The 23,728-nt window shown below is 43.4% G+C and carries 17 protein-coding genes; 12 read left to right on the top strand and 5 right to left on the bottom strand.

The window, feature by feature from the left end:
• Window position 1 precedes the first annotated feature (1 nt).
• Window positions 2–322: a helix-turn-helix domain-containing protein gene (locus V7K76_RS31770; RefSeq protein ID WP_334779170.1), complete on the bottom strand. Its 321-nt coding sequence runs from the start codon at window positions 320–322 to the stop codon at window positions 2–4.
• Between the two features lie 911 nt (window positions 323–1,233).
• Between V7K76_RS31770 and V7K76_RS31775 the strand changes: the two genes are divergently transcribed.
• Both V7K76_RS31775 and V7K76_RS31780 read left to right on the top strand, forming a co-directional pair.
• Window positions 1,234–1,632, top strand: coding sequence for a VOC family protein (locus tag V7K76_RS31775; protein ID WP_334779171.1), 399 nt, complete (start codon window positions 1,234–1,236; stop codon window positions 1,630–1,632).
• 454 nt (window positions 1,633–2,086) lie between these two features.
• Complete coding sequence (locus tag V7K76_RS31780; RefSeq protein ID WP_334779172.1) at window positions 2,087–3,013, top strand: bestrophin family protein; 927 nt, start codon at window positions 2,087–2,089, stop codon at window positions 3,011–3,013.
• Window positions 3,014–3,281: 268 nt separating this feature from the next.
• Here V7K76_RS31780 and V7K76_RS31785 read toward each other — a convergent pair whose 3' ends face one another.
• Window positions 3,282–4,130 (bottom strand): M28 family peptidase, encoded by an 849-nt coding sequence (locus V7K76_RS31785; protein WP_334779173.1) that lies wholly within the window; start codon window positions 4,128–4,130, stop codon window positions 3,282–3,284.
• A gap of 321 nt (window positions 4,131–4,451) precedes the next feature.
• Here V7K76_RS31785 and dnaK point away from each other — a divergent pair, with 321 nt between their 5' ends.
• From dnaK to V7K76_RS31835, 10 genes are all read left to right on the top strand, one after another.
• Complete coding sequence (gene dnaK / locus V7K76_RS31790; protein WP_334779174.1) at window positions 4,452–6,560, top strand: molecular chaperone DnaK; 2,109 nt, start codon at window positions 4,452–4,454, stop codon at window positions 6,558–6,560.
• Between the two features lie 108 nt (window positions 6,561–6,668).
• Complete coding sequence (locus V7K76_RS31795) at window positions 6,669–7,664, top strand: J domain-containing protein (protein WP_334779175.1); 996 nt, start codon at window positions 6,669–6,671, stop codon at window positions 7,662–7,664.
• A gap of 130 nt (window positions 7,665–7,794) precedes the next feature.
• Complete coding sequence (locus tag V7K76_RS31800) at window positions 7,795–7,983, top strand: hypothetical protein (RefSeq protein ID WP_334779176.1); 189 nt, start codon at window positions 7,795–7,797, stop codon at window positions 7,981–7,983.
• Between the two features lie 416 nt (window positions 7,984–8,399).
• Window positions 8,400–13,553, top strand: coding sequence for a PAS domain S-box protein (locus V7K76_RS31805; protein WP_334779177.1), 5,154 nt, complete (start codon window positions 8,400–8,402; stop codon window positions 13,551–13,553).
• A 1-nt stretch (window position 13,554) separates the two neighbouring features.
• Window positions 13,555–14,553: a response regulator gene (locus V7K76_RS31810; RefSeq protein WP_334779178.1), complete on the top strand. Its 999-nt coding sequence runs from the start codon at window positions 13,555–13,557 to the stop codon at window positions 14,551–14,553.
• 157 nt (window positions 14,554–14,710) lie between these two features.
• Complete coding sequence (locus tag V7K76_RS31815) at window positions 14,711–15,226, top strand: J domain-containing protein (RefSeq protein ID WP_334779212.1); 516 nt, start codon at window positions 14,711–14,713, stop codon at window positions 15,224–15,226.
• 49 nt (window positions 15,227–15,275) lie between these two features.
• Entirely contained in the window at window positions 15,276–15,548 is a 273-nt protein-coding gene (locus V7K76_RS31820; RefSeq protein ID WP_179063775.1) for a DUF3143 domain-containing protein, read from the top strand.
• A gap of 265 nt (window positions 15,549–15,813) precedes the next feature.
• Window positions 15,814–19,428, top strand: coding sequence for a hypothetical protein (locus V7K76_RS31825; protein WP_334779179.1), 3,615 nt, complete (start codon window positions 15,814–15,816; stop codon window positions 19,426–19,428).
• 16 nt (window positions 19,429–19,444) lie between these two features.
• A complete protein-coding gene (locus V7K76_RS31830) occupies window positions 19,445–19,825 on the top strand; it encodes a hypothetical protein (protein ID WP_334779181.1) in 381 nt (126 codons plus the stop codon).
• A gap of 206 nt (window positions 19,826–20,031) precedes the next feature.
• A complete protein-coding gene (locus V7K76_RS31835) occupies window positions 20,032–20,325 on the top strand; it encodes a ribbon-helix-helix domain-containing protein (RefSeq protein WP_334779182.1) in 294 nt (97 codons plus the stop codon).
• Between the two features lie 117 nt (window positions 20,326–20,442).
• Here the strand turns inward: V7K76_RS31835 and V7K76_RS31840 are convergent, their stop codons facing one another.
• The 3 genes from V7K76_RS31840 to lysA all read right to left on the bottom strand — a co-directional run bounded on the left by V7K76_RS31840 (window position 20,443) and on the right by lysA (window position 23,639).
• Entirely contained in the window at window positions 20,443–21,192 is a 750-nt protein-coding gene (locus tag V7K76_RS31840) for an isoprenyl transferase (RefSeq protein WP_334779183.1), read from the bottom strand.
• Complete coding sequence (gene cdaA / locus V7K76_RS31845; protein WP_334779184.1) at window positions 21,189–22,112, bottom strand: diadenylate cyclase CdaA; 924 nt, start codon at window positions 22,110–22,112, stop codon at window positions 21,189–21,191. The genes V7K76_RS31840 and cdaA overlap by 4 nt, the downstream gene beginning before the upstream one ends.
• Before the next feature lie 129 nt (window positions 22,113–22,241).
• On the bottom strand, window positions 22,242–23,639 hold the full coding sequence (lysA, locus tag V7K76_RS31850) for a diaminopimelate decarboxylase (RefSeq protein ID WP_334779185.1): 1,398 nt from the start codon (window positions 23,637–23,639) through the stop codon (window positions 22,242–22,244).
• Window positions 23,640–23,728: the final 89 nt, after the last annotated feature.

Raw genomic sequence — 23,728 nt, forward strand, 5'->3', positions numbered from 1 at the left:
CTTAAGAGTCCTCCCGTTGCTCCGGTTTTGGGAGATACTCGTTTATCAGTCTTTTGCCTACTTCACCCATCTTTTCTAACATTTCTTCAATTAGCTTTATTGCCATTGGCGAAGGCACTGTAGATCCGTTCTCCCAACGATTCACTGTTCGCAGGGAAACTCCCAACTTGGCTGCAAACTTTTCTTGAGAGAGATCGAGTTGCTGCCGAAGTTCACGGATTAAATCTGAAATTTTGACTGGTTTTCCTAGTTCCATAGTAGGAAGAGTAGGACAGGTGTCTCGCCATTTGTCTCCAGCTTGAGGAAGAATTTCAAGAATCATCAGTTGTTATCAATTTCATCTTTTGGCGAAATACCAATATTCAGTTATCAGTGTTCACCAATTACTGTTCACTGTAGAAGCTATATATAAAATAAACATTAAATTTTGTCTAATAAGCGATTGATAATAGTATAATTTTTGGCTATCTGACTAATAATTCTCAGCGATCGCACACAACCAAAAACTTTGTGGTGTTTAATATTATCATGATTTATAGCAAAGCTAATTTTATATATAGATAACCTATATATAAATTCTAGTTAACACTTTTCGTCTGATGAAATTTTCCAAATCATTGCTAATTTTGGCAACTAAATCTGAACATAGATTTTCAAATCCGTTGTTAACTTTACTTCTATGGTTAGATGCCAATGACAAAACTAGAAAGGTATAGTTCACCCTTATTGAAGAAGAATTCTGACTCCTGAATTCTGTTCGATAATGAAAAAACTCCAGAAATGTTTGTAGCAAATCTGGAGTCAGGAAAGATACGCATTTACCTATACCAAATTTTCACTCTGAGAAAATCCTACGTCATCAGGGTATACACTCAAATGTAGGTGAAAGGGAATAGGGAATAGGGAACCTTCTCGATTGGAAGTAACGCAAAACAGCCTCAGTTTATCTGGGGCTGTTTTGCGAGAGTTGTTTGGCAGAAAGGGTACATCAATTAAGTGATGCCCTGCGTTAGATATAAATAATTCAGTATGCATCCTTATTCAGCCACCTTTTGGCATATCAGGATAATTGGGAAAATTTTGTAGGCGCAGCCCGTCGTAGACATCGCTTTTTCCAAAAAGAAACTCCAGATGCACTTAAGGCATTCTGGAGCAGTAACAGGTTTCTAACATGAATCAATTTTTACATCAGCGATCGCCTAATGTCGTTGGGGTATATACTTAAATGTATTTATGTCTACTCATCCGCAAATCGAACAGCAAATTACCTTCTTTTCTACCCATAACCTCAATGTATCTACAGAATTCTATGAAAAAAAGCTAGGTTTGGAGTTATGGCTTGACCAAGGAACCTGTCGAATTTATACTGTTAATGGCTCTGCGTACTTGGGATTGTGTGAAGCCAGCGAAAAATCAACTCCTGCAACCAACAACCAATCAAGTGTCATTTTTACTTTGGTAACAGAGCAGGTGGATGAATGGTTTGAATATCTCAAAGAACGTGGCGTCGATTTTGAAAAGCCGCCTACACTAAACGAAAAGTACAATATTTACCACTGTTTTTTTCGCGATCCTGATGGTTATTTGATTGAAATTCAACGTTTCGAGACTAACGACAAGAAAAAGACATAATTTATTTAGTTAGGACTCAAGAAATTGGAAACCCACGGAGGTGGGTTTTGTCTATACAGCCAATAATTCTATTCGCCAGGACTAGATATATTTCTAAGAAAATGAGATGCTCCCAATACAATCATTGTCGCGAGGATATAATGCTTATTGAACAAAATTATTTTCAAAATAGCTTCTTTGCCAGTTGTGCTATTTCTATAGTTATTACTTTTAACAAACTCCGTGGGTTTAAGTCCCCCAGTTCAATAACCGGCAAGTTTTGGGTCGGGGTCTAAATCCCCGGACGCGACGTTCGAGTACTCGCTTGCCGCCGGCGCTATCGCAGACTCGCTTTGCGCGTCGCTTTCACAAAACTTACTTGCGACTTGCGACTTGCGACTTGCGACTTGCGACTTGTTTTAACCTCTATGATATTTAATGTATTCGGTTTACTAAATATTTTTCCGGTAAATGCATGAAAGCCAAAACACTCAGATGGCTAGGCGCAATATTACAACTTAAGGGTTCGGTAATGAAATCAATTTACAGACATATCTTATGGTGTGGAGCTTTCGGATTTTTGATTTCTCTACTTTACCATTTTGACAAACCTGTATCCCAACCTATTTTAGGAAGTGTGATTCCTAGTATTGTTTTAGGGTTGTTACTTGTCTTTCGTACAAATACTGCTTATGAGCGATTTTGGGAAGGGAGAAAATGCTGGGGTTCTATAGTAAATAACGTCCGAAATCTAGCGCGGCAAATTTGGGTATCAGTTGAGGAAATTTCACCAGAAGATAAAGAAAATAAAATTACGGCATTAAACTTATTGGCAGCTTTTGCTGTGACAACTAAATTACATTTGCGTGGAGAAGCTGTCAATCGCGAGTTAGAAGACTTAATGCCGTCCACTAAGTACAGAAAACTGAAGATTATGAATAATCCCCCCATAGAGGTTGCCTTTTGGATAGGAGATTATTTACAACAACAGTACAATCGTAATTGCCTTAACAGTTACCAGCTAACATCTATGCAAGAATTATTGAATAATCTGGTAGATAATTTAGGTGCTTGCGAACGCATTTTAAAAACACCCATGCCCCTTGCTTATGCTATTCATTTGAAGCAATTGCTGATACTATATTGCTTTTTGCTACCATTTCAAATAGTAGAAAGTCTTGGTTGGTGGACAGGTTTAATTTCTGCTTTGGTTGGTTTTACTGTATTTGGTATTGAAGCCATCGGCTTAGAGATAGAAAACCCCTTTGGCTATGACGCTAATGATTTACCATTAGATGCAATTTGCGAGACAATGAAACGCAATATTGATGATTTAATTACTTTGACTCCAAATGCGCGATCGCATCAAGATAGCAGCATACACCATCTTCCAAGCAACTGAGATACACCCAAATCTTTAGACATCTCCAGAAATTAAATATGCGTTACCCATAATCCTTGTAGAGACGTAGCAGTGCTACGTCAAAACAATTCTTTTTCGGAGATGTCTTTTCTTTAAAATAGGTGCGGTTCGGTAAACTATAAATCTCTCCTAGTACAACACGGCGGAAATAAACCACCCATTCCAAATCAATGAAACGCTTACGCTGTATTCATTTTGAATTTTGAATTTTGAATTTTGAATTCCGCCTTGCGGTACTAGTATCTTTTCATAACCGCCGAATCGCAATTTCTAACCCCTCACAGACACGAGTTAGAAAATCTAAATCCAAAGTAGCGATCGCATCACTAGCTTTGTGATAATGGGGATTTCGCAAAAATGCTGTATCTGTCACCATCATCGCCGGATAACCCAAATCCCAGAATGGCGCATGATCGCTAAGTCTGGTTTGGGGAACTATTAAACCTCGATTCGGCACGGGTAGCCATTGACTAGATACGCCAGCTTTGCGAATATTACGGCTCATCCCAATTAAGTCAGGCAATATCCGCAAGTTGCCAATTAAAGCAATAAAATCACCTGTATCTGGGTAGAAGCGTTCCAGAGGAGGGGGGTAATTTTGGGAACCAGGTGTAGAATCCTTATAGCCCAGCATTTCCAAGGAGATCATTAAGCGTAGTTGTTGCTTTTGTTGATGCAACAGGGCTGCATAGTCAGCACTACCCAGTAAGCCGTATTCTTCCATATCGAAAGCAACCAGCCTTAAAGGATATCTGACAGCTTGGGCAGCAAACTTTCTCGCCAATTCCAGCAACACTGCCACACCTGTAGCATTATCATCAGCTGCAACTGTTCCCGGAACACCATCATAATGAGCGCCAATTAAAATCGGTGGCAAATCCTTTTTTTGCCCTCTAGTTTGGGAGGGTAAGTTTAATATCAAGTTATTACAAGCTTTGCCTCGAACTTCAAAGGTGTGGATTTCCACACTCCCCCATTGAGAAAATTGCTGGCGGATGTATTCTTGGACAAAAAAATGTCCAGCCGTTGCCATGTAAGGATCGCGTTCTCGCGCGATCGCACTCAGGGAAGTTTGTAATCGCTCTGTTAAATTCAAATTTTTCAGATAGTTGCAATAATTATGAGAGTTTTCAGGTACTCAAAAAAGCAGAGCAAGCATTATTGAGGTGAATTTACCAACTTGCGGATATTGTAAATAGAATTAGGCGGATAACAAGAATTGAGGCTGCTTGGGCACACCAACCATCTCAATGCTATTCTAGTCTTGCAACTATCTCCTCTAGCTGCACATCTTAGCTTACTGCTTTAATGATGACTATCATACCATTGAGGTGTTTTTATCTTGTAGCACAAAGCTAGAAGTAGTTCCGCCCAATCATAATAAATATATAAAGACACTTTAGGAGAAGAGTAACGCATGGGCAAGGTAGTCGGCATCGACTTGGGTACAACCAACTCAGTAGTCGCCGTTATGGAGGGTGGCAAGCCGGTGGTGATTGCCAATGCAGAAGGAATGCGAACAACCCCCTCCGTAGTTGGCTTCAGCAAAGAAGGCGAAAGAGTAGTTGGGCAAATGGCACGGCGACAAACTGTCCTCAATCCCCAAAATACCTTTTTTGCAGTTAAACGCTTCATAGGGCGGAAGTATGGTGAACTGAATGCAGATTCTAAGCGTGTACCCTACACGATCCGCAAAGACGATGTAGGTAATATTAAAATTGCCTGTCCCCGTCTGAATAAAGATTTTGCCCCAGAAGAAATTTCGGCAATGGTGCTGAAGAAATTGGCAGACGATGCTAGTCGCTATTTGGGTGAACCAGTTACCGGGGCAGTGATTACAGTACCCGCCTATTTTAATGACTCTCAACGGCAGGCAACCCGTGATGCTGGCAGAATTGCCGGTTTAGAAGTGCTGCGGATTCTCAATGAACCGACGGCGGCATCTTTGGCTTATGGATTAGATCGGGGTGACACGGAAACTATCTTAGTCTTTGACTTGGGTGGTGGCACTTTTGACGTGTCGATTTTAGAAGTTGGTGACGGGATATTTGAAGTCAAGGCTACCAGTGGAGATACACAACTTGGTGGGAACGACTTTGACAAAATAATCGTAGATTGGTTAGCAGAGCAATTTCTGGAAACAGAAGAGGTAGATTTAAGACGCGATCGCCAAGCTTTGCAACGTCTGATGGAAGCGGCGGAAAAAGCCAAAATTGAGCTTTCTGCTGTCAGCGTCACCGATATTAACTTACCCTTCATCACCGCCACTGAAGATGGCCCCAAACATCTGGAAACTACTCTTACTCGTTCCCAGTTTGAAGGTTTGTGTGGTGATTTAGTGGGACGATTGCGGATACCAGTAAAACGCGCCCTCAAAGACGCCGGACTTTCACCTAGAGATATTGAAGAAGTTGTGTTAGTTGGCGGTTCTACACGGATGCCAATGGTGAAGCAGCTGGTGCGAGACTTGATTGGCACAGAACCTAACGAAAACGTCAACCCCGATGAAGTCGTGGGAGTAGGTGCAGCAATTCAAGCCGGAATTCTCGCAGGTGAACTTAAAGATGTGCTGCTTTTGGATGTTACACCCCTTTCTATGGGATTGGAAACCATCGGCGGCGTGATGAAAAAACTCATTCCCCGCAATACCACCATCCCAGTTCGCCGTTCCGACATTTTTTCTACGTCTGAAAATAACCAAAATACTGTAGAAATTCACGTAGTTCAGGGCGAACGGGAAATGGCGGCAAACAACAAGTCATTAGGACGGTTCAAGCTGTATGGTATCCCGCCAGCGCCACGAGGAATTCCTCAAATTCAGGTGTCATTTGATATCGATGCTAACGGGATTTTACAGGTGACAGCCTTAGATAGAACCACTGGGCGAGAACAGAGTATCACCATTCAAGGCGCTTCTACCTTGAACGAGTCGGAAGTGAATCGGATGATTCAGGACGCGCAAAAATATGCTGATGTCGATCGCGAACGTAAAGAAAGAGTAGAAAAGCGGACTCGTTCTGAGGCGTTGATTTTCCAAGCAGAACGGCAACTCCGAGAAGTAGCGCTGGAATTTGGTATGCAGTTTGCCCGAAACCGCCGCCAAAGAATTGATAATATTTGCCGACAACTAAAAGAGAGTCTAAAGGAAAATAGCGATCGCGGTATCGATCAAGCCTACGCTGACTTGCAAGATGCTCTCTATGAGCTAAATCGCGAAGTCCGGGAGACTTATGCTGAAGATGAAGACGACGACTTGTTTGGTACTATCCGTGACATCTTTACTGGCGGCGATAAAGATAAAGAACGCGAATCTCCCAGAGATACATACCGAGAACGCGACTCATACAGCCAAGGCTATGGCAAAGATTACGGTAAAGACTATGGCAGAGATTATAGCCGGGATAGCCGGGATAGCCGGGATAGCCGGGATAATCGTTCTTCCTCTTATGAAAGCCGTCCTCCACGCAAATCTCGTCCTAGCTACCAAGATAACTGGGATGACGAAGAAGACAATGATTGGTTGTAAGAAAAGTTAGGAGTTAGAAGTGAGGAGTTAAAAATTAAATCTTCAACTCTTTAACTCTTAACTCCTAACTCATAATTAATCTAAAATCTAAAATTTAAACAACTAACTATGCAAAATTTGCCGAACTTTCGCGATTATTACGAGATTTTAGGAGTATCTAAAGATGCCTCTGGTGAGGAAATTAAAAAGGTTTATCGGCGGTTAGCGAGGCAATATCACCCCGATCTCAATCCGGGTAATAAAGAATCTGAGGAAAAATTTAAGGATATCGGCGAGGCTTATGAAGTTCTTTCAGATCCAGCCAAACGATCGCAATACGACCAGTTTAGCCGCTACTGGAAGCAAAAAGGCTTTGCAGGCAACAAACAAGCGCCAAAGGCGAAAACTTGGCAAAGTAGTGCTAGCGATCGCAATGGCAATCAGGATGTAGATCCCAGCCAATTCTCCGACTTTGAAAGCTTTATTAATCAAGTTATCGGCGTTAAAAATAAGAGTGGGACAAATAATTCTAGTGATGGCAATACTAGCGATCCGTTTCGTTCCCCTAGAACAAAAGTTGCCTACACAGTTAATCCCCAACCTCGGACAACCCGGCGGGATATAGAAGCCAGATTAACACTTCCACTAGAAAAAGCTTATCAAGGTGGTAATGAACGTATTCGTTTGGAAGATGGGCGATCGCTAGAAGTTAACATGCCACCAGGGATGGTATCAGGTCAAACCATCCGTTTACGAAACCAAGGCGTTGGTGGTGGTGACTTATACTTAAAAATTACCGTTGAGCCTCATCCATTATTTAAGCTAGAAGGTTCAAATATTCTCTGCCAAGTTCCAGTTACTCCCAGCGAGGCAGTTTTAGGGGGACAGGTAGAAGCACCAACTCTTGATGGGCCTGTGAAAATGACCACCCCTCCCGGAGTTAGGTCTGGTCAAAAATTTCGACTAGGGAATAAAGGCTATCCCAGTGATGACGGTAAACGTGGCGATCAATTAGTAGAAATCCAAATAGTTACCCCAAAAAATATTAGTCAAGAAGAACGGGAACTTTACGAAAAGTTACGGCAAGTTGAAACCTTTAAACCCCGTGCTGATTTAATCCGTTAGGGACTTGCAAATAAAAAAATATTCAATTAACTCTTGTGGGGTGGGCGACACGATAGCCCAGTTCATAGGGCGGGCAAGATCATTGGTGTTAACTTAACGTGAAAACTAGCGTAGTAAAAGCTTTTAGATATTGTCTCGTTCCCAGTCTCCGACTGGGAATGCCATCCTAGAGGCTCCGCCTCGCTTGCTGGCGGCAGAGCCACCAGGAGCAGCATTTCCAGCCGGAGGCTGGAAACGAGGTTTTAACTCTTGTGGGGTGGGCGACACCATAGCCCACTTCATAGGGCGGGCAAGATGCCCACCCCACAATATTGGATAATTTATTTCTTGGAGTTCCCTTAGAGATAAAGTATGAATCTAGGACTTACGCACTGTACAAATTTGTCGTGATGTGTATTAACGAAAATGGGTTGTTTCAGGCTTTTCTAAATTATCCTTATGATTGCCAATAGACCACGCTGTAGGGGCAATTCATGAATCATTGGTGTCAACTTAACGTGAAACCGCTTGTCCGCCGGGAATTGAAATTCCTAGTTTAGCCCATTCTGACTGGAGGCGGAGCATCTCCGGCTCCGCTCCTGAATTCTGACTTCTGAATTCTGACTCCTGAATTCTGACTCCTGAATTCTGACTCCTGAATTCTTCTTCAACTACAATGACGCTTTCATCAGCCTTTTAGGGAACACTAAACCACAGTGTAACAAAACGGTAGTGACAAAACGCTACTGATATCGTTTGTTTAAACCTTTTAGATTCATTTTTCGACAAGCTAGACAGAGCCGTTTTTGTAAACAGAATATTGGGCGATCGCTCCCCGTTGCCATTGGCATTATCATTTCAATTGTAGTTTTGTTGCTCTGGCAGAGTTTACTAATATATCAGCACACTGAGATTACCCATTTAATTGCTCAGGAGGCGACGGCTGTCAAAACTGGGTTAAGCAGCCGACTTGACGGCCGCATTCTTGCCTTAGAACGGATGGCGAAGCGGTGGGAAGCCAGTGGAGGTACTCTTCGGCCAGTATGGGAAGTTGATGCAGCCTCTTATTTGAAGGATATTAAAGGATATCAGGTGATCGAGTGGGTTGATTCCACTGCTCATGTCCGTTGGATTGCTCCTCTAAAAGGGAATGAATCGGCGCTCAATCTAGACTTGAGCCAGAGTGCCCAAACACGAACTGCACTCTTAACCGCTCGCAATATAAAGCAAACAACCTTGACTCGCACCCTAGAACTGACACAAGGTGGCAAGGGCTTTTTGGTATGTGTTCCTTTGTATGTTGGGGAACGTTTCGATGGCTACCTTGTTGGAGTTTTCCAAATACAATCACTCCTTGATCGCATCCTACCAAAACAACTTACCCAAAATTATGAGATTGCAATTTTTGATGAGGATGAACTCATCTACAAGCATGGATCTGCGTCTCTAGCAGCTTCGACTTGGGCACAGAAGGTAACTATTAATCTGCATGGCATTAATTGGCAAGTTCAGATTATCCCTAGTTCAGCTTTCTTACAACAAAAGCGATCGCTACTTCCGAGCCTTGTCCTGATTGGAGGTCTTTTTATCGCCTGGACTTTAGCCTTGACTCTGTATTTTGCTCAAGCTGTGAGATCCCATAGTCGCCGTATTGAGTTCATCAACCAGGAACTCGATCTGAAAATATCTGAACTTCAGCAAAGCGAAGCAGCCATAAGATCGTTGCATGAAATTACATCTGCCCACTATCTTAATTTTGAGTTGCGCCTTCAAAAGCTACTCACGATGGGATGCCAAGTATTTAATCTGGAGTTTGGCATTTTGGCGCGGGTAGAAAATAGCCGCTATGAAGTGATGGCTGCTCAATCGCCCAATAATACCCTGAAGAAAGGCGATATTTTTGATATTAAACAGACTCTATGCTGTGAAGTTTTAAATACAAATGAACCTCTGACGATTGAACATACAGGAGCTTCTAGATGGCGTAACCATGAGGCTTACACTGCATTTGGCATGGAGTCTTACATTGGAACGCGAGTTTTAGTCGGAGATCAAGTTTATAGTACCCTCAGTTTCTCTAGCTATGCTCCTCGTACAGAACAATTCAAATCTGGTCATAAAGAACTGCTCAAGCTAATGGCGCAGTGGATTAGGAGCGAAATCGAGCGCCAGCAGGCAGAGGAGATATTACAAAAGGAACGAGAGTTCCTGAAAGTTTTGCTGGACAATGTAGGAGCAGGGATCGTGGCTTCTAATGCTGATGGCATTTTGACGCTTTCCAACCGAACCTTACAGGAGTGGCACAATTTACCAGAACAACTCATCTCAGCAGAAGAATGGGTGCAGCGCTACAATCTTTATTTGGCTGATGGTAAAACTCCGATGCCAAAGGAGGATAGTCCACTATTTCGAGCTTTGCAAGGAGAGCGAGTCCACGATCTAGAAATGGTGATGATTCCAAAGTATGGGTCAGCACGGACGTTAATCGCAGGTGGACAAGCCATTATCGATGCTCAGGGGCGACAATTAGGTGCAATTTGTGTCTTAAATGATATTAGCGATCGCAAAGCCCTTAAGCAAGAACTAGCCCAAAAACAACAGCTACTAGACGCATTTATTGCTAGTGCGCCTGTTGGCATCACGCTGCTTGATAGCCAATTCCGTTTTCTGGTGATCAATGAAGGATTGGCAGAAATTAATGGAGTCTCCGCAGCCGAGCATTTCGGCAAAACACTGTGGGAAATTGTCCCTAATTTGGCACCCCAGCAGGAGAAAATATTCCAGCACGTTTTGACCACCGGGGAATCTGTTCTCGATTTTGAACTTAGTGGAAAAACTGCCAAATTTCCAGGTGTAGAGCGAACTTGGTTAGCTTCTTACTTTCCGATTCAATCTGGGACAAGCCAGCCGATGGGAATTGGAATTGTTGTTGTGGAAATTACCGATCGCAAACGAGCCGAGTCAGCCCTACGGGAAAGTGAAGAACGCTGGAAATATGCTCTCGAAGGAAATGGTGACGGGATTTGGGACTGGAATGCCCAAACTAATAAAGTATTTTTCTCTCGACGCTGGAAGGAAATGTTGGGATTTGCCGACGATGAAATTGGCAATGATTTAAGCGAGTGGGACAAGCGAGTTCATCCTGAAGATAAAGCCAGGGTATACATCGAGATTGAAAAGCATTTTCGAGGGGAAGTTCCACAGTATGTTACTGAACACCGCCTTTTGTGTAAGGACGGTACATACAAGTGGATTTTGGATCGCGGCTTGGTGATGAAGCGTAATGAAGATGGTAGTCCTTTGCGAATACTGGGAACTCATACTGATATCAGCGATCGCAAACGATCCGAAGCGGAATTGCAGCAAATGAGTACTGCCCTGGAAAACGCAGTCGCAGGGATGTCAAGAATTGATGCACAGGGACGTTACATCGCTGTTAACCGAGTCTACGCTACCATTGCAGGCTATCAACCTGAAGAGATGTTAGGGATGAAGTGGCAACAAACCGTTTATCCTGACGATATTGAACATATGATAGATGCCTATCATCAAATGCTCAAGGATGGCAGAGTAGAAGCTGAAGCCAGAGGAATTAAAAAAGACGGGACTATTTTTTATAAGCAGGTTGTGATGATCTCTGCTTACGATGAACAGCAGCAATTTGTTGGGCAACACTTCTTCATGAAAGATATCAGCGATCGCAAGCAGACTCAAGAAGCGTTAAAACAGCAGCTTCGACAAACCGTTCTGCTCAAACAAATCACTCAGCAAATTCGTCAAAGCCTTGACACCAAAAAAATCTTTCAGACGGCTGCCATTCAAATTGGACAAGCATTTCAAGTAGATCGCTGTCTAATTCACTCTTACATTAGCGACCCCAGTCCGCGAATTCCCGTAGTGGCCGAGTATGTTGTTCCTAGTTACAGTTCCATGCTGAAATTTGAGCTTCCCATCGCTGGCAATCTTCATGCCGAGAAAATCATCGCCCAGGATGAGGCGATCGCTTCAAATGATGTGTACGCCGACCCTATACTCCAAGGAATGCAAACAATTTGTCGAAACCTGGACTTAAAGTCCATGTTAATAGTCCGCACCTCCTATCAAGGAAAAACAAATGGGATCATCGGAATCCAACAGTGTAGCCATTTTCGCCAATGGACTCTAGAAGAAATTGAATTATTGGAAGCAGTTGCAGCGCAAGTGGGTATCGCTTTGGCACAGGCGTACTTGTTAGAGCAAGAAACTATGCAACTAGAAGAACTCACCTGGAAAAACTGGGCCTTGAAGCAGGCAAAACTGGAAGCAGAAGCTGCAAATCGGGCCAAAAGTGAATTTTTGGCGATGATGAGCCACGAAATTCGTACTCCAATGAATGCCATTATCGGGATGACAGGGCTGCTGCTGGATATGGGACTCACTCCCGAACAACACGATTTTGTAGAAATTATCCGCAGTAGCAGTGATTCCTTGCTGACTATCATCAATGATATTTTGGACTTCTCGAAGATTGAGTCCGGTAAATTAGATTTAGAGGAACATCCTTTCAACCTCCGCTATTGCATAGAAGAAGCTTTAGATTTATTAGCTCCTCAAGCTGCGGCAAAAAATCTAAATTTAGCTTACCTAATTGATGCCCAAACCCCAAGCACCATTGTCAAAGATGTGACGCGAGTCCGACAAATTCTAGTCAATTTGATCGGTAATGCCATCAAATTCACCGCAGTTGGGGAAATTGTCATTTCTGTAACCGTCAAACAAGTAATCAGCAAAGACGAATACGAAATTCAATTTGCTGTTAAAGATACAGGCATTGGCATACCCCAAGAACGGATGGAGCGACTATTTAAGCCTTTTAGCCAAGTCGATGCCTCAATGACTCGCCAATATGGCGGTACTGGATTGGGTTTAGCAATTAGTAAGCGCTTATGTGAAATGATGGGTGGCAGCGTGTGGGTTGAGAGTTCTGTGGGAGTTGGCTCAACATTTTATTTCACACTACTAGCTCACTCAACTTCTAGTAGCGAAAACATTGACCTTGGGGTTGTTCTATCACCAACGAAATCATTTCCACCAGCATTTCATTCTCAGTTGAGTCAAAAGCTGCCATTACGGATTCTCTTAGTGGAAGATGTTTCTTTAAATCAGAAGGTAGCGCTACTCATGTTAGAGCGCATAGGCTATCGTGCTGATACTGCCAATAATGGATTAGAAGTGCTGTTAGCTTTACGCCAACAATCCTATGATTTAGTCTTCATGGATGTGCAAATGCCAGAAATGGACGGGTTGGAAGCTACTCGGAGAATTTGCCAGGAATGGCCAGACAACAGCCGACCTTGGATTATTGCCATGACTGCTCATGCCATGCAAGGCGATAGAGAAGAATGTCTTAGTGCCGGGATGAATGATTACATTAGCAAACCTATCCGTATGGAAGCTCTCGTCCAAGCTTTCAAAAACTATCAAATTTTGCAGCCATCAGCTAATGAAAATCAAGACTTAGAGGTTTTTGTTAAAAAGGATGAGCAAGGTTCTCAATCTGAAATAGAACAACAAGTAATCCTAGCTCCCGCAATCGATGCCGAAACCTTTCAAGCTTTAAAAGATATGGTAGGTGATACTGAAATTTTGGCGGAGTTTATTGATAACTATTTAGAAGATGCGCCACAAAGGTTATTGGCTATTCATAACGCAATTGACAAAAAAGATGCTACTGAGCTTCGTAGTGTTGCTCATTCTCTGAAATCTTTGAGTGTGACTATCGGCGCTATGCCTTTTGCCGAACTGTGCCAAGAATTAGAAACGATGGGTCGTACTGGTACTACACTCAGTGCTTCTACTCTAGTTGCAGAACTTGAAACAGAGTATCAAAGGGTAGAAGCTGCTTTAGTATTACAACATCCCAATAGGTAAAATGATTAATTACGATTTTCAAAATAACCCACCTTTAGTTCTTGTTGTCGATGATGAGAGAGGCTTGCGATTAGTGCTGCATCGAGCTATGGAGAAAGAAGGATATCAAGTTACCGAAGCGTCTAACGGTCAACATTGTTTAGATATTTGTCAACAGCAAGTGCCAGATCTAATTTTGTTAGATGCGATGATGCCAGGCTTGGACGGCTTCAGTTGTTGTGCTCAGATGCAAACGCTTCTAGGTGATAATTGTCCTCCGATTTTAATGATTACTTCTCTCGACGATCAAGAATCTGTTGACCGAGCTTTTGAAGCTGGTGCCACAGACTACATTACAAAACCAATCGATTGGAGTCTACTTAGTCAGCGAGTCAATCGCTTGCTGACATCAAGATGGGCGATGGCAGAACTGCAACAAAAGATTCAACGAGAATGCTTACTGACAGCACAGATGGAAGTTGCAAATCGCGATTTGCAACGCCTCACTTCTATAGATAGCGTAACTAAAATTGCTAATCGTTACTACTTTGATGAATATTTAGAACGCGAATGGAAGCGCTTGCAAAAGTATAAATTATCTCTTTCTTTGATTTTGATGTGTGTTCACTTTCCCAAGGCTAATGATGAGTATCAAGCTAGAGATGGATATATGCGCCAAATTGCTGACACTCTAAGTAAATCCAAGCGACGGGGAGCGGATTTCATCGCCAGTTTTGATGTTGACAAATTCGCTATAGTTTTGCCAAATACTCAAGCTGAAGAAGCTTTGCAGATTGCAGACAATATTCTGTCTGCTGTAAAATTTATTAACATAGCCAATGATAATTCCAAAACCGACGAATTTATCAACTTCAGTATAGGTGTGACAAGTGTTATTCCTAGCTTGGAACTATCTCTAAATAAAGTAATTGCCATAGCAGAAAAAGCTCTTTTACAAGCAAAATTAGCTTCCAGGCAATCACATTGTTATTTTAAACCCACATTCCGCACTTCAATTTGAAGTACAAAGAAATGTTGGAAAGCTTTCTGGCAGAGTATCAAAAAGTGTGTCAGCAGCTTTTAAATTATTTGGGGCATCTCCAATTCATAAAGGATTTAAAATATAAAAAATATCTTTGAGCAAAGTGACTCAAACAGCCGTGAATCAAAACGGGGGAATGCCACAAAGCAGCGAACCAACTTATTACTCCCTGCTAGGACTGCATCCCTGGGCATCGGTAATTGACATTCGTCGTGCTTATCGGCAACTGAGCAAACTCTATCATCCTGATACTACAGACTTGCCGACTGCGATCGCCACTGCCAAATTCCAGCAAATCAACGAAGCCTACGCCACCCTTAGCCATCCAGAACGGCGCTTAAGCTACGATTTAAAAATTGGCTATTCCCGCTTTGGAGTGATTCAACCACCCCCTGATTTAAATCATCCCGTCTCGCATTCATATAACTGGTCAAAATCAGCTTACCTCGATGCGAGCGATCGCCCCTTATCATCTGGCGAAATTTTTGCTTTATTTATACTGGTGTTAACATTTGTAGGCTGCCTACTTTTAGCAGTTGCCATTGGCTTAACTCGTGGCCAGGCTGCTTTTCAAACCCATCAGCTGCAATCACTTGTATCCATACAACAGCAGATTACTTATATCTCGCAACTAATTACCCATCTGAAATAATTAAAAAATTCCCCAATCCAAAATCCAAAATCCAAAATCTAAAATTCCTATGCCTCTTCTTCCCTCTGATACCCCCCTATATAATCATCCCCTGCCACAAATTGAGCAGTGGCTAAAAGACCAAGGTTGTCAACAAGACGAAACACAGAGGCATTGCTGGCGCGTGCAGCGGCCTAGTTGGCAAGCGGAATTATGGCTTGATGTTGAGCAAATTGTCGTGCGATATGTCCAATCTGGGGAAAATGGACAAGATATCCAACGTTCATTTAAGTATTCTCTGAGTCGGGATGATGTAGAACAAGCGGTTTTTTCAGGCCCATAGGGGGGTGCTAAGGGACTTCCAAATAAAAAAATATTCAATTAACTCTTGTGGGGTGGGCATCTTGCCCGCCATATTAAATGGGCGGGCAAGATGCCCACCCCACAATATTGGATAATTTATTTCTTGGAGTTTCCTAAGTATAATTCATCGTAAATTTAGACGAAAGTCGATGGCGATCGCATTTCGATAAATTGTAAAATCTGTTTGGTATAAAATGCCTGACATCAACAATCATAGCTTTACCCGTCGATAAAGGAAGGGTGAGATGAGCGATACCTACGGTGGTAAACTACGCACGTTTGGGCACAAGAAAGCAGGTACATCAAATTTTTCAAATCCGTCCCTTGTCTCACCAACAACTCCGACGCTGGCAAATCCAGTGCGAGACTTTGGTTTACCAACGAATAATATAATCCAAACAGCAACGGAGGAATCAACCAACCTTCAAGAAACCCAGTCTGCTGACGAGCAATCCTTATTATCACAAGCCATTCAGCAACAGTCGTTTGGTCACGACATTAGACGTATGGCGTTGCGTCGTCCCCAGGCAAAACTGACGGTGGGAGAACCAGACGACAAGTACGAGCAAGAAGCGGATCGGGTGGCAAATCAGGTGATGCGGATGGCTTCTCCCGCAACCCCCAACTTTCAGCGCCAGGTAACGAAAGAAGAAGTAGAAGAGATCCAGACGAAGCCACTGGTGCAGCAAACGGGGATGGTGCAACACAAACTTGATGATGAATCACAAACCCAGAAATTTGGTCAACCTGTAACTACTCCAAAAACGGATCAATTTGGCATAGAGCCAGATGGAGCAAATTCAGCAGAGGCTAAAAATCATTCAACAGGGGGGGCTGGAAGTGAGGCAATCCCTCCAGTAGATACCAAACAAGAAGCCTTATCGACTCAGCCAAGTTTACCTGCACCTACTCAAGCTAATTCAGAAGCGGCTTACCCTAGCAACTCCATACCAGAGAAAAGCGGTAATGCAGTCCTTGACAAATCAGCGACAGCTGAACTTGCCAGCGTTCCTCAGCCTGGAGGAATAGCCAATGAAGTGGTATCTCCTCAGACCAATGCACCGCAAACTGAAGTGGCTGAATCGCAGCAATCTCTTCCTAACCCTGCTGGACAGTTACCGCAATTAGATAAAGCAATTGACCCCTCAGCAATGGCGATCGCGGAGGCTGAACAACCACAGGAATTGCCTGAGATTCCCCAGCCAACCATACCGGAATCGCCAGAGCTTGCTCAGGCTGCTCAACAAATTATCCAAACAAAGGAGATAGAGAAAGCTGCCCTGACTCAAACAATTGAAGCTCAACAGAATTTTTTGCAACAACAAACAGAGATACAGGTCGAAGCAATTCAGGCAGCAACTCAAGGGAAAATTCAAGGCATTACGTCAGATATTGCCGCCAAGAAAGCTGAGGTTCAACAAACTTTCAGTACAACTAAAGCTAATCTGAAAGGGCAAATTGAGAACCACAAGACAAATATCCAAGCTGAAACTACTCGTGGGTTGAATTCATTACAGCAGGAAGTAGAAAATAAGCGCAAAGGGGCTAACACTACAGCTGAGAATGAAGCTAAACAGGTGGAGCAGACAGGACAAACTGAAGCTACCCGTGCTACCACTTCAACAGCAGAATCGGCTACGGCAGTGAATGCAATTGCGAAACAACAGGGCGATCGCTACGGCAGTAAACCAGAGGAAAAAACTGCTGCACGCCAAGGTACAGGACAAGCTTCTGCTCAAGTAGTAGGCAAGCTAACCTCACGCGGGCAATCTTTAGCTAAAGATGCCAGAGAAGCTGCACAAAAAGCCGCACAAGAATTTCGAGCAGCTGGGCAGAAATTAGCGGCTGGTGTGGGGAGTAATACCGCCCAAGTTGAAAAAGCTATCCGAGATAATGCCAATACTATAACTTCTCAATTCATTAGCCAAATTACTCAACAACTGCAAAAGATAGATACGTTGCAGACAAAAGCCCTTGCATCTTTAGAAAATTTAAAGTCAAGTTCTATCTCAGGCATTAAGCAAGCTGGTAATTCAGCCGCCGCCGCAGCCAAAATATCTGGGAAGACTGCTGCAACCCAAGTTAGCCAATTTAAAGTTGCTAGTCTCAACCAACTTGACAAAGGGGCACATCAAGTTGTTGAAAAACTGAATCAAGTTCCTAATAATAAGAAAATTAATAAAAAAGCAGTTGATAAATTTATTCAAGAGACAAAAGAACCATTCCAACAAACGCGATTACAGTTGGAAACAGCACTTTCTTCCCAGGTTAGTGGCGCTCATAATAGTTTGAATCAGCTAGGAAGTGCTGTTTCTGGTCACTTGGATGGATTACAGCAGAAAGTGACAGGTGAAGCAGATAAGGCTACAAACTCTTTGAGTACTGGTTTAGCTCAAGTTCCAGAGCAGGCAGCACAACAAGTACAACAATCAGTCACAAGTAATAAAAACGCTAACGAACAGTTGATTAGTCAATTTGGTGGAGGAATTCAGCAGAAAATTGATGAAGCCAACCAGGGATGGGTTCAACAGCAGCAGAAAGTTAATAATGATATTCGTAGCAAAGTTGATGAAGGTATTAAATCGAATAAAGATGTAGAAAGTAAAGCTCCAAGTGACTTTGCCCAAGTAGCTCAGTCAGCAGCCGAAAAAGCTGCCGATCCTGGATGGCTTCAGGTTCTTAAGGGAATTGGGGAAGGGATCTTAAAAGTTTTAGTCGGATTGGCAATTTTTGTCGCTGTTGTCGCTTTAGTGATTTTTCTACTTCCAGAAGAAATAGTAGCAGCGATCGGGATTGCAGGAGTTGCTGCGATCGTTGGTTTGGGCTTCCTAATCTATGGCTTTATTAACGCCATGATTAAGCGCTCGGATGATTTCTGGAAGACCTATGGAACAGACATTCCTTGGTATGAGAAAGTCCTGGGCTTCTTTGGAGTATTTGCTGCTGCCCTTGGAGATGCTGTCGGGATCACAGCAATCATTGAAGGAATTGTTGGCAAAGAAGCTTTTACTGGAAAAGAATTTACTCCTGAGGAACGAGCGGAAAAAATTACCGAAGGGGTACTCACACTTGCCCTCATGTTCATCATGGGCAGAGTTTTGAAGGGTCTTGGAAAACCTGGTGAATTAAAATCTCCAATTCCTGACCCAATTAAAGACCCAGTTGATCCAAGTAAAGGTAAAGACCCGATTGATCCTACTAATCCACCTAAGTACAACCCTAAAACAAGAACTGATGCAGAGCTTCAACTCGACAAAGATCCTACCCCTCGCCCTGGAGAGACTCCCCAAGAAGCTACCGAACGGGCTAGGATGGCGGAGGAGGAGCATGTTCAGCGAGTCATGGATCGTTACAATGGGTTAGGTGAAGAACCTAACCACGTCGATATGGCTGCAAATGATGCGGCTCATGCAGATGCTCATACAGGACAACGCCACGGTTCAAACATTCCAGAAGAGAGGACTCTTGATGCAAATGGTCAACCCGATGGTACTAGAACAATTGAAGGCCGAATTTACGGCGATCCACCCTGGAATCAACCAGGTGAGGGGGGAAGACAAAACTTTTCGGCTAAATGGCTCACCCAAGATATTCTCAACCAAACTATTAACCGCTATTTGAGAAACAATTGGGAACAGATCCGCTCAGACTTGGCTATTGAAGGTGAGCATAGCAATAGCTTTGATGCTGGTAAAATAGTCGGTAAAGGCTACTTCAACAGAAATTTTGGTCAGCCTGGAGGTCCAGTAGCTCAGGGACCTACAGTTACTCCGATGGTATTTATCGCTATTAAGTTTGTACCAGGAAATCCACCAAGTTTTTATGTAATTACGACTTACCCTACCCTGCGAGGATTTTAATCGGGAGATAAATATTGTGGACATACCAGAAATTATAAAAAATAAGCTGAATACAACCTCGAAACCATCTCTTGAAGAGGCAAGGCAGTTTTTGCGGCGTTATTGGGGTGATGAGACTATGTTAGATGAAATTCGTATTCAAATGGAGAATACAGTCTCGTTTAGTCCTAGTTCAGTTATACGAGGTCTAGAAGCTATCGAAGCTGTACTAGTCACCCCTCTACCAGATGGAACCTTGTTGGATATGGTTCTTTGGGATGCTAACTATCCCTTGGACGATCCAAGCGAGGGATCAGCAAAAGCATGGCTAAAAGATATTTCTGAGTTTGTTCGTAATGTTTTAGGAGATAGACAACCTCCTAGAAAAACATCCCCATTAAGTAGGTCGGCAGAATAAAACCAGACTATGTTAACAAAAATGAACGAGGGTGAAACTCTCTTTCCTCCTGCCGACGCTCTCTACGAGACGCTAAAAGCGTAGACGCGTAGCGGTGAGGGGGTCGCAGTCTTGGCGGTTCCCGTCGATTGCGAACCCCCGAACCCGAAGGGCTTGTCGATAGACATCGCTTACAATTAAAGTTACTCCTACTCCGACAAAAATCCATGCAAATCGTTCTGCCACCTGAAGTAGAAGCCCTAGTTCAACGCCAACTCACTAGCGGTAAGTATCAGAACGCGATCGCAGTTATTCTTGCAGGCATCAAACTTCTGGAACAACAAGAAGACATCTATCAAGGACGGCTGCAAGACCTGCAACAAGAAGCGCGTACTGGGTGGGAAGCGTCCGAGCGGCGGGGCGAAGTTGTTGATGGTTCGGCTGCAATGGCTCAAATTCTTGCCAATGTGCGTAGTTTACCGCCGCAGGCATCGCGCTGCGGTGTTTCAGACGAAGCATGACCCGCAAGAATGTGGGGAGATGAGGGAGACAAGGGAGAATTATTGAACAAGTCTCTCCCTTGTCTCCCCCCTCTTCCTTGTCTCCCTTGTCTCTTCTTCATGCCCAATGCCCCTTCCTTACACTTTCCCAAATCGCCGCTCTCGTTGCTGATAGGCACACAAGGCGCGGTGAAACTCCGCCCGGTTAAAATCTGGCCAGAGAGCATCGGTAATATAAATTTCCCCATAAGCCATTTGCCAGAGCAGGAAATTTGAGAGGCGCATTTCTCCACTGGTGCGAATTAATAAATCTGGGTCACTAATTCCGGCTGTGTACAAGTGGCTCTCAAACACCTGCTCATTAATTTCATCAGGTTGTAATAGACCTTGCTGCACAAGTTTTGCGATCGCCTGACAAGCTTGTAAAATTTCCTGCCGTCCGCCATAATTAGTTGCTACCGAAAACCGTATACCGCGATTATTCTTAGTTTCTTCCATAGAACGCGATATCTCTTGTTGGAGCGATCGCGGCAGGTCTTGCAAATTCCCCACAAACTTAATTTGCACATTCTCTTCGACCATTTCCCGCAGTTCTTGCCGCAAAACTCTTTGAAATAGAGTCATCAAAAAATCTACTTCTTCCTGCGGTCTTTTCCAATTCTCCGTGGAAAAAGCATAAGCTGTCAATGCTTGAATCCCCCAATCCTGACAACAGCGAAGTAAATCCTTAAGAGCATCTACTCCTCGCTTATGACCCATAAATCTAGGTAGACCCTGACGTTTAGCCCATCGACCATTACCATCCATAATTACCGCAACATGTTGCGGCAATAGTTCTCGTTTTAAGTCTGTAGGCAAATCTTGCAGTTTAGTTTGTTGTGCTGTCATTTTTTATCTCGAGAAGCGGTCGATGGTAATCCGAGTAAACGTGAAACCAGTGCTAGTGTCTTCCCACCTATCCGACGAACAAAACTCAACAGACCAGGAGCAACAGCTTCCCTATCCACGGTTGGAGACAAAAGAGCCTCTAATGACTCTTTCAGCTTCCTAATCGTCAGCGGTCTATTTAGGGTTCCCCTTTCCGCTAAGGAAATAGAACCAGTTTCTTCAGATACGACGACACAAATGCAATTTTCGACCCGCTCAGTAATTCCCATTGCCGCCCGGTGGCGTGTTCCCAACTGGCGCGAGGCTGTGCGTCCCGAAAGTGGTAAAATTATACCTGATGACACGATCCGTGAGCCACGAATCAATGTCGCTCCATCGTGTAACAAAGTTTTCGGCTGGAAAATTGTCTGGATCAATTCTTTAGAAACCTCCGCATTTAGCTTTACTCCTGGCACAGAAAAATCTCGCTCATCAATTGGCCCTGTGGTTTCCACAATTAGTAAAGCTCCAATGCGATTTTTTGACAATTCTTTAACAGCCTCAACAATTTCATCAATTACACTATCAGATTTCGGGATTGCCAGACGGTCGGGTTGAAGTAGCTGACGAAACTCGCCACGCCCCAATTGCTCCAAAAACCGCCGAAATTCCGACTGTAAAGCAACTGCCATCGCTACAGCACAACCAATCACTAACTTTTCTAGTACAAAACTGAGTAGAGGTAGTCCGAATCTGCCACTTAGTGCTGAGGCTAGCATTAAAAGAATGAATCCCCGCACCATCCACAGTGTTCGGCGCTCACTAATGATAACTAGTATCATATATGTCAGCACCAGCACTAACACAATATCCAGAGTCCCAAGTAGCAAGGACTGTGACCACCCCAGGTTTGCCAGCCATTGCTTCCACCAATCTCTCATGACATCTGGATTACACTTTTGCCTCTAATTACGGTTGGTCATTAGTCATTTGTCCTTTGTCATTTGTCCTTTGTCATTTGCAAATGACTAATGACCAATGACTAATGACTAATGACTAATGACTAATGACTATTTCTTTAATCTTTCTGGTAGGCGATCTTGTCGAATTAAATCTTTATAAGTTTCACGTTGCAAAATTAAATTTGCTTCGCCATTCGCCACTACGACTGCTGCCGGTCGGGGCAAGCGGTTGTAGTTAGATGCCATACTGTAATTGTACGCACCAGTTCCCATAACTACGAGAATATCCCCTGATTCAGTCTTTGGAAGTAGTGCGTTTTTAATCAGAATATCTCCTGATTCGCAATGTTTACCAGCAATTGTGACTGTTTCAGTTAAAGGAAAAGACATTTTATTGGCAACAACTGCCCGATAAACTGATTGGTAAGTAATCGGGCGGGGATTGTCAGACATTCCTCCATCAATTGCCACGTAAGTACGAATTCCTGGGATAACTTTCGATGAACCAATAGTATAGGCAGTAACACAAGCTGTCGCAATTAGCGATCGCCCCGGTTCACTCAGTAATTTCGGCAAAGGCAGATTTTCGGCTGCACAAGCTTCTTGGATTACTTGACAAATTGCCTTCACCCACTCTTCAATGCTAGGGGGATCGTCTGATTCTGTATATTTAATCCCTAAACCGCCACCAACATTTAACTCTGTAATATTTAAACCAAACTTCGCAGCATCTCGCAGCCACTGCACCATCACAGCAGCTAAATCTTGATGTGGTTGGCGCTCAAAAATTTGCGAACCAATATGAGCGTGTACTCCTACGCAATTCAGGGCAGATTGTTGGCTGACAAAGGTAAAAACTTCATCTAAATCGTTGGGATCAAAGCCAAATTTGCTATCTAAGTGTCCCGTGCGAATGTATTCATGTGTGTGACACTCAATACCGGGAGTTAGCCGTAGCATGATGCGAATTGGAAGAGAGGGTTGGGCGATTTCCACCAGGGTATGTAATTCATACCAGTTATCCGCCACAATGGTGACACCAGATGCGATCGCTAAAATTAATTCTTCACGAGATTTATTATTGCCGTGGAGGTAAATTTTATTGGGACTAACACCCGCTTGCAAGGCTGTGTAAAGTTCGCCCCCAGAAACGACATCGATTCCCAGTCCTTCAGATGCGGCGATCGCACAAACGGCTAAACAATTCCAAGCTTTTGAGGCGTACAATACTTGAGATTCGCCCTTGTAGTATTGCTTGAAAGCATCTCGGTATTGCTGACAAGCCGAACGCAGGGTTTCTTCATCTAAAATATATAAAGGTGAACCAAACTGCTCAACTAGGGTTGTGACATCACAGCCACCAATTTCCAGGAGGTCATGATGATGAACTCTGGCAGTCAAGGGTAAAAGTTGTTGATTAGGCGATGGATTTGTGCTGGTGTCGTGGCTTTGAGGTAAATATTGACTTCCAGAATGTTGAACCCCAGTGGGGTGAGTCGATACCATAACTATAAAAGTTTTCCTTGTTCAAATTATGGGCTTTGAGTTTGTCTCCCGATTCCCAGTGTACAAAGGCTTTGTAATCTTATTCAATA

It is taken from the genome of Nostoc sp., assembly GCF_036917975.1.
Classification (GTDB): domain Bacteria; phylum Cyanobacteriota; class Cyanobacteriia; order Cyanobacteriales; family Nostocaceae; genus Nostoc.